This window comes from Acidovorax sp. SUPP1855 (assembly GCF_030158955.1).
In the GTDB taxonomy this organism is placed as follows: domain Bacteria; phylum Pseudomonadota; class Gammaproteobacteria; order Burkholderiales; family Burkholderiaceae_C; genus Paracidovorax.
Map to the genome: position 1 here is coordinate 1 of NZ_BQXI01000068.1, position 7,368 is coordinate 7,368.

The 7,368-nt window shown below is 43.2% G+C and carries 8 protein-coding genes and 1 pseudogene; 5 read left to right on the plus strand and 4 right to left on the minus strand.

Features of this window, described 5'->3' with window-relative positions; translation table 11 throughout:
- Positions 1-617: 617 nt before the first annotated feature.
- The 3 genes from AVMA1855_RS26230 to AVMA1855_RS26240 all read right to left on the minus strand — a co-directional run bounded on the left by AVMA1855_RS26230 (position 618) and on the right by AVMA1855_RS26240 (position 2,430).
- Positions 618-1,613, minus strand: coding sequence for a peptidoglycan recognition protein family protein (locus AVMA1855_RS26230; RefSeq protein WP_284427967.1), 996 nt, complete (start codon positions 1,611-1,613; stop codon positions 618-620).
- A gap of 127 nt (positions 1,614-1,740) precedes the next feature.
- The gene (locus AVMA1855_RS26235) at positions 1,741-2,031 is read right to left on the minus strand and encodes a hypothetical protein (protein ID WP_284427968.1); all 291 of its coding nucleotides are present in this window, start codon (positions 2,029-2,031) and stop codon (positions 1,741-1,743) included.
- Positions 2,032-2,079: 48 nt separating this feature from the next.
- Complete coding sequence (locus AVMA1855_RS26240; protein WP_284427969.1) at positions 2,080-2,430, minus strand: helix-turn-helix domain-containing protein; 351 nt, start codon at positions 2,428-2,430, stop codon at positions 2,080-2,082.
- A 129-nt stretch (positions 2,431-2,559) separates the two neighbouring features.
- On the opposite strand from AVMA1855_RS26240, the gene AVMA1855_RS26245 reads away from it, so the two are divergent.
- From AVMA1855_RS26245 to AVMA1855_RS26255, 3 genes are all read left to right on the plus strand, one after another.
- Complete coding sequence (locus AVMA1855_RS26245) at positions 2,560-3,087, plus strand: hypothetical protein (protein WP_284427970.1); 528 nt, start codon at positions 2,560-2,562, stop codon at positions 3,085-3,087.
- 350 nt (positions 3,088-3,437) lie between these two features.
- Positions 3,438-3,809 carry a plasmid mobilization relaxosome protein MobC gene (mobC, locus tag AVMA1855_RS26250; RefSeq protein ID WP_284427971.1) on the plus strand — a complete coding sequence of 124 codons (372 nt, stop codon included), beginning with the start codon at positions 3,438-3,440 and terminating at the stop codon, positions 3,807-3,809.
- A gap of 9 nt (positions 3,810-3,818) precedes the next feature.
- Positions 3,819-5,099 (plus strand): relaxase/mobilization nuclease domain-containing protein, encoded by a 1,281-nt coding sequence (locus tag AVMA1855_RS26255; protein WP_284427972.1) that lies wholly within the window; start codon positions 3,819-3,821, stop codon positions 5,097-5,099.
- 145 nt (positions 5,100-5,244) lie between these two features.
- Here the strand turns inward: AVMA1855_RS26255 and AVMA1855_RS26260 are convergent, their stop codons facing one another.
- Complete coding sequence (locus AVMA1855_RS26260) at positions 5,245-6,075, minus strand: DUF3800 domain-containing protein (protein ID WP_284427973.1); 831 nt, start codon at positions 6,073-6,075, stop codon at positions 5,245-5,247.
- A 694-nt stretch (positions 6,076-6,769) separates the two neighbouring features.
- On the opposite strand from AVMA1855_RS26260, the pseudogene AVMA1855_RS26675 reads away from it, so the two are divergent.
- Both AVMA1855_RS26675 and AVMA1855_RS26265 read left to right on the plus strand, forming a co-directional pair.
- A pseudogene (locus AVMA1855_RS26675) lies at positions 6,770-6,898 on the plus strand (hypothetical protein); the annotation flags it as partial.
- A 24-nt stretch (positions 6,899-6,922) separates the two neighbouring features.
- A complete protein-coding gene (locus AVMA1855_RS26265) occupies positions 6,923-7,279 on the plus strand; it encodes a hypothetical protein (protein WP_284427974.1) in 357 nt (118 codons plus the stop codon).
- Positions 7,280-7,368: the final 89 nt, after the last annotated feature.

The following is a 7,368-nucleotide window of genomic DNA, read 5'->3' on the forward strand; positions in this document are numbered from 1 at the left end:
CCTGCAAGGCCCCTCATGCACCCAGGCGCAGACCGCTGCTGGGCCTCATCACGCTCAAACGGCTGCTGGCGCCCACTCATTCCTGTTCGGATTCGTCAAACATGGGGTTGTGAGAGGCTCCCTACTATGGTGCAAATATGGTGCCATCAGATATATACCCCATTTATGGGGTGATCTCGGTAGCGGAAAAATCTATGCCGAAGGCCAAAATACAGATCTGGATTTCAGAGAATAATAAATATCTGGATCTCGAAGTGGAGCTACGCAAGTAGAATGAACGAAAGTGAATAAAAAAGGAAAACGCGCGAAAAATCAAATTATGTAAGACACCGTTCGCTCATAACACTTTTTGAAATCATTAATTCCCCAGCGTATTGAACAATATTCCAAAAAATCGATTTTTGTTTTCTCGTCGATTTCTTCAATTGGCCTGATATCTAGGATATCAACAATAGGATTTTTAAAAATAATCTGGAACGTTGGTTTCGACTTGATAAAAGGGTTCCAATGTGAACCCACCTCATGGTCTCCAACGTAATCATCCAAACCAATAAAAATCCAGGATAAAAAAAACAGCGGCACGCAAATTAAAAAAAGGTAACGGACGCGAATTCTCATTATGGCCTTTCAAATCCAACCCTGTTTCTAAGCTGCTCTGCAATGATCATTCCATAAATTCCCGGGCAAGCGCGACTAGTTCCAGTAGCTACAGCAAATTCACGATGACCACCTAATTTCTTTATGGGAAAAAACTCGGCTAATGTCCTTACCAATTTTTCCGCGCTAGTCAATTGCACCTCTGGAGGCTCATCACGACTGACATCAAGCCTATCCTTTTGGACACTTAAAAATTCAGAACCGGCAGATTTCAGCCCCTCTTTTTTTGCCACATTGAGAATCCCTGGACCATATTTCCCAGCTTCGCCTCTCGCACTAAAATCAGCAAGGAAAACTAAACCAATTATTCCTGTATTAGATTTCGCCACATGAGCTCCCTTGTCTCTGATATCAAGAGCTTCATAAATAGTGCCTGAGCAATCTATTGCATAATGATAGCTCACCTGACCGAACTTGCTCATATCGATTTTTTCAACCTGTCTAAGTGAATCGATTCCAGCAGCTCCACAAGTGAAAGAATTGCCCGCATGGTGAATGGCGATAGCTTTGTAATCCCAGTCATTTCCCGGCAATTTGGCAGGATTGATGGCATTCCATTGCTTGCGCTCAATTACTCCTAGCCTGTTAATAATTGCTTGCCTTACATCACTCCGATCTGAGGACATACGGGCAGCCAAAGGATTAGCTGTACGAACAGCATTTTTATTCAAGGTGCGATGGGTGATGCTATTTGGAAAGATCACTGAATCCGCCGGGCAAATTCCACTCATCGTCTGGAAGATATAAATTGCCTCCAGAGTTTCCTGTGAAATTAATCCACTTTCTTTAATAGGCACATATCCTATCTTGGATTTTAAATGGTGGTTCAATGCTTTTTGAACAGCCATGACCTCATGGGGTTTGTTACCTGTAGTCCTTCCGATAGGAGAAGAAATTTTTAAGCCTGACATAAATTTAACTAATGCTCCCTTTTTTGATGATCGGTCAATTCTCACACAATCTCATATGGGAATTATCGGATAGCCTTCTACTTTAAGCAACAAAGTGCTAATGACGATTTGATGCACTACACTTACAGTAGCGCTAGCGAAGCTAAAAAAAGCACCCGAAGGTGCTTTGCATCTATCGACTTGCTGACCAGTCTTCAAAAAATTTACTCAATCCTTCATCCGTCTCAATAACAGCTTCGCAGAACTCAGGGTTCTCATTGAAAAAAGCTTGAATTGGATAACTGTCAGGTTTAATTGTTAAGCCAGGCTTATTGACATTCACCTCTTTTTCTTCTCTACTGGGTGTGATGATGAAGATACTAGGATACACCAAGGCAATCAAATAATCACCAATGCTGATATTGGTGTCATTGACCAATTTGGGATCGTTGTAAAATTTGAAAAATTCCAGATGTGCAGTCATAAGATTCCATTGAGGTACATATTCGCACATCAATATCTTTTAGGTAACTCATTTCTTATCTCCTAAGTGGCTTGATAGTTTTTGAACCATTTCAACTACAAATTTCATATTATTCTTGTCTAAGGGCTCAAGCAACTGAGCGATCTCATTGGCGCCTGATTGGGTTGAGCCACTGGCGCCAGGTATGAAGTCTTCAATAGAGCACTTGAGGACGTTGGCCAGCTCCACGAGCTTCGGAATGGTCAAGCCTACAACGCCGCGTTCCATCCTAGAGACAGCCTCAGGACCCACGCCTAGCCGCTCTGCTAGCTGATCTTGGGACATGCCTGCATCAAGCCTCCTGGCTTTGATGGCAGCGCCCACCTCTACAGCAATCTTCTTCTCAAAGTCATCTTTCATCTGTGTGCCTTCCGTGTCAACCCCATAGGTTGATACCAACTTCACTTGACAGGAAGCACAAAAGTGGTAGAAAGCAACCCTTCCAGTTGATCGGCTGGAAGCATTGCGTTCAACTCATAGAGAGAATTTATGAAAAGCAGCTTCGAAAAAGGCTATGACAAGATTATTTATCCAGATGGTTCAATTGAATTGAACTTCAAAACTCAACGGATTAGTGCACACAGCGGATCAAATTTCGCCGGCATTTTGATGATGGCGCTTTATCCTGTCTCATGCGCAGTGACCAGTCCTGCAATGATGCCGTTCTACGACTCGCGGTCTGTGAGGAACGAATTTCCATTGGGTTTGGTAATTTTCTGGAACATTTTGGCAGTGGCCTTGTGGCTTTTTTCGATTTGGAAATTTAATAATAAAAAATCTTCCTTGACGATCAAGCCTAGTGTAGGAATCATTTTTGGCGGCAATCAACTTCCATTTTCTGACATCCAAACCATTACGACTCTGACGGAAACGAGCTCAAGGAACGGAAAAGGCACTGCGTATGTGTGCGCGAATGCAAATGGAAGGCAAGTAAAAATCACCAAATATATGCCACCAGAACTTGCTGAAACCATCGCTGCAGAAATCAAAAATGCGTCAGGTTATAGCTGGAGTTAACTTCACCCCCGTAAAAGTAACACTCCTCGTTCCAAGCTGAAATTTGGTGGTTTTGCGCGGCACTATACAAGGGATAAAAATTTGTATAGTGCATTTTGTCAAATAACTTCTAGAATTCGACAAACGGTTTTTCTCTGCAATAATAGAAAAAGAAGGCAGATAAAAATATAAGCAAGGTGATCCAACTTAGACACGGAAATCCGGTCTAGTTGTAATTTATGGGGTTCCCCCATACCCCTTTAAGTTCTTTCCCGCTTTTTAGGACAGGTGTTACCTTTCATTTTAAAAAGTCAGAGTAACACTTTTAGGTTGAGTGCAGAAAAAGAAAAATAACAAGGAGGATGGCAAAAATGAAAGGCAGAGCAAAAGTAAAAACAGGTCAATCAGGTTTTGATCAGAACAAAATAATTAGAGAGAAAGAACTGAAGTTCCGTGTATCTCACACCGAATATTTACAAATATGCCACTCAGCGCATGGCTCAAAATTTAATTCGCTCGCTCAATATTTCAGAGAAAGTTTGCTAGCGCCAAGCAATGAGTTAAGGCGTTCCGAGATAAAAAGCAATATCAAAAATCTTTTGGCTGAGCTTTCAAAGATTGGAAACAACCTCAATCAGATCGCCAGAAAATGCAATCGCAACTCAAAAATAGAAGAGGAAATGCTGGCTGAAATTTCTTCTTTCAAGAAGTCCATCTTAAAAATAATCAAGAAGATGGGGTAATATTTGCTAGTGAAAATTTTTGACACTGGTAAAGGAAAGGCAAGCTCTGCCATCAATTACCTGATAGGTGACAAAGATCACACAGGAAAAATTCGCTCTGTGAAACCTGAAATTATTGCGGGTGATGCAAAAATAACAGGACAGTTGATTGACTCATGCACCAGAGAACTCAAATATAAATCTGGTGTTGTCGCGTTTAGCAATCAGGAAAAACCGACCCAAGAGCAGATTGAAAAAGTCATCTTCAACTTTGAAAAGAGTTTTTTTGCAGGACTCAAGAAAGATGAAAACTTCAATATTTTATGGGTTCGGCATGAAGATAAGGGCAACACTGAGCTTCATTTTCTTACCCCCATGACAGAAATCAGCACAGGTAAGAGATTGAATATTCATCCGCCTGGCAAAAGAAATCTGGAATTTTTCAACTCCTGGGTAGCTATCAACAATCAGAAGCTTGGATATGCGCAGGTTGTGCAAGATCCCCTCAAGAAGGCTTTGTCTGCATTTGAAGCTAAAGTGCCCAAAGGGCAAAAGCGTTCTCAAAAAACCAACCTCATTCATGAGGTTTTGGAGCACAGCATCCGCAGTGGAAAGATAAAAAACAGGGATGACCTCTGCAAATTCTTAGAGAGCAAAAGCATTAAAGTATTCCGGAAAGGTGCTGACTATATATCCATTGGCTCTGACAAGAAGCACGTTAGATTAAGAGGCTCAATCTATAGTGAGCATGCAAACTACCAGCAAATAATCCAAGAGTCAAATAAAGCCCGACAACCCAAATTCTTGAATAAAGAGGAATTTTTGCAGGTTGCAAGCCGCTTAAAAAAGCATATTACAGATAGGCAGCAATATAATTCTTCAAATTATCTTGAGAAAAAGGTGCCACGCTTCATGCGAAATGCGCTGAAATCTGTGCAAGTTAATTTGAAGAGTAATGTTTTAGCTACAAAACCCGCTACAGTTTCAAAAATAAGCACTGACACTCAAAAGCTAGAAGCCATCAAAAAAGTTGAGGCTGTTAAATCTGGTGCTTCAAGTGCATCGTCAGGAAGCACCTTAGAAGCCTCTCCAGCACCTTCTACAGCATTTGATGCAGTGATGGCTCTGCAGGAGTCAGTAGGCAATTTACAGACGGCTATAGATGCCGCAGTGGCTGATGTGGCTACTGCCAAAGACCCAGCGCAGCGAGCTAATGCGCAAAGGAGACTGGCAGCGCTGCAAATTCAAAAAATGAGATTGCTTGAGCGAATGGCTCAGGCAAAAAAAAGGCAGCTCAACAAGCCGCCTTAATTACTATTTATTAACCTTGAGGACCATGTTGTAATAGCTTTTGGCAATCTGAGGGGAACTGTGCCAATTTTTACTGACAACCAGGGAATTAATCCATGAGTCATTGAACTCATGCAGATGAGAAAGAAGTTATATTTGACGTAGTTTAAAAAAGATAGTTGTTAGCCTTATCTAGCTCATTACTTGCCGTAATTCCCCAATATTGCTGCCCGCTAACAACGCAATGAAATTGCAGAGCTTTCAGCCTACGTGAGTATCTGTCTCTTAACCACACATAATTAGCATGCGTGTGCGCATTGTTTATTAAAGGTTTGCAAAACTTCATCCCAGCAATAGGGTATATTACCGAAGAACATATCAAGTCACAGATCTGAAGAACTGCATGATTGTCACTTACTCCGAAAGTGGGTATCTCTGCTATGTTGGGGTATGCATTTCCGCCCACTTTAAACTGTTGGGTAAAGACGGAATTAGCAACCCAAGAATTTTTCATGGAGTCACGGTAGTCCATTACCATGATACCCAGAGACTTTTGTTCTTCTAAATATTTTTGAAACCTAACGGCTATTTGCTGGGTAGTTTTGGTATATACGGACTTTTCGTTTAATACCTTGCCAAACCCTTTAACCCAAATTCTAGATGTCAATTTAACTTCGTGCTTCTTCAGCAAAGCAAATATCTCATCTAAGAATCGAAAGTGATGCTCAACAATCGCACTCTCTAATGGGTTTTTTCTTATGTCTGTCCGAATGTCTGAACCTTTAAGTTCAAGCAACAGTGTGTCTATTTTTTGCTGACTAACCGGGAATAATGCTGGATAAAATCGCCTTTTCAGCCTGATGAAATCTTTAGTTATCTCGCAAAGGCGATCTCCATTTACAAATAACCCAAGCAGCACAAGCATAGGTTGGACATTATCTGTTCCCGTCAGAATTGACTGAGAGTTCCCGGATTCGTCAATGTAGCAAATATGCATATGGTATCTGTACCGGACAAAAAAAAGCCACCTATCGGTGGCTTTGGTCTACTTTCGTAGGATGTGCCGCTAGCGTAAACCAACGGCTTCGGCTTCACCACTGTGAAACCAGCCTACATGATAACAGGAATTCCCAAGTTGTCAACGTTTTACGAAAATTTTCCTATCAGGGTCCTGCCACCACTTCTGCACTTCAATTCATGTGTTAGCATACCATCGCCTAACACATCTAACCCACACATTTCTGCCTAAAATATAGGCAATTTTTGAGCTAAGTTGTTGATTTGATTGAGGTTGATGGGTCAAGAAATTTTGTTCCCTTCACCCGCTCCACTTCTGGCAACCTGCTGATCCATCGCGATTCCATCGATGTAAAAGTCTGACCTCCGCTCAGTCTTCATTCATCGGTTGGAAATTGGCGAGTGAAGTCTCCCCATGCCAATCATCGGCATCCGCTTGTTCAGCGCTTCGAACGAGGCGCGCTCTTTCCTTCCATCCCGCCCGCGTATCACTGTGTCATCGCAAATGAACAGTCAACGATCAAAGCCCGTACCGCCTGCAGGCCAGCATCGATCGATGACGAATTCAGGCATGGAATGCCTTCTCGTGGTAGAAATATTCTTTCACAGGCAAACCCAGGGCCCATCGCGCTGCGTTCTGCTTTCCCAACGTTTCAGCTGACCTTGATGACGCCTTGAATTCAAGCCCTGACCTTACGCTTTGCGACCGAGAGCCCATCCAAATCCCAGGCGCCATACAGTCTCATGGCCATATGCTGGTCCTGGACGGAGACACTTTGGCTCTGCGGGCGTGGAGTGCAAACTGGGCAGGCCTCGCTGTGGCAGCCTTGGCGAAACTCGAACAAGAAGCGCTTCGTTCGGTTCCGCCGGATGGCACTTCAGTGCAGGTCGGGGTGCTGGAATTTGCACAGGAAAGACACATCTGCTGGGCCCACCGACACGCCACGCAGTTGATCGTGGAGTGCGAACCGCAGTCCAAAGTGATGCGTCCGGAAGAGCCGATCTACGGTGTGGCGCGTGATTTTCTTCCAAAACTTCAAGCGGCTGAAACGGTAGATGATCTAACCCAGTTGGCTGCGCAAGAGCTTCAGCGATTGACGGGGTTTGGCCGCAGCCTGATCTATCGGTTTGATCACCAAGGGCATGGAGTGGGCTTCCCCCGGTTTCCCGGACACATCGAATGACATGATGTGTTTAGGAGGCAAACATGCCAAGGACGAGAAGAGCATTTACGGACGAGTTCAAACGGGAAGCGGTGAAGCTGGTGAAGCAA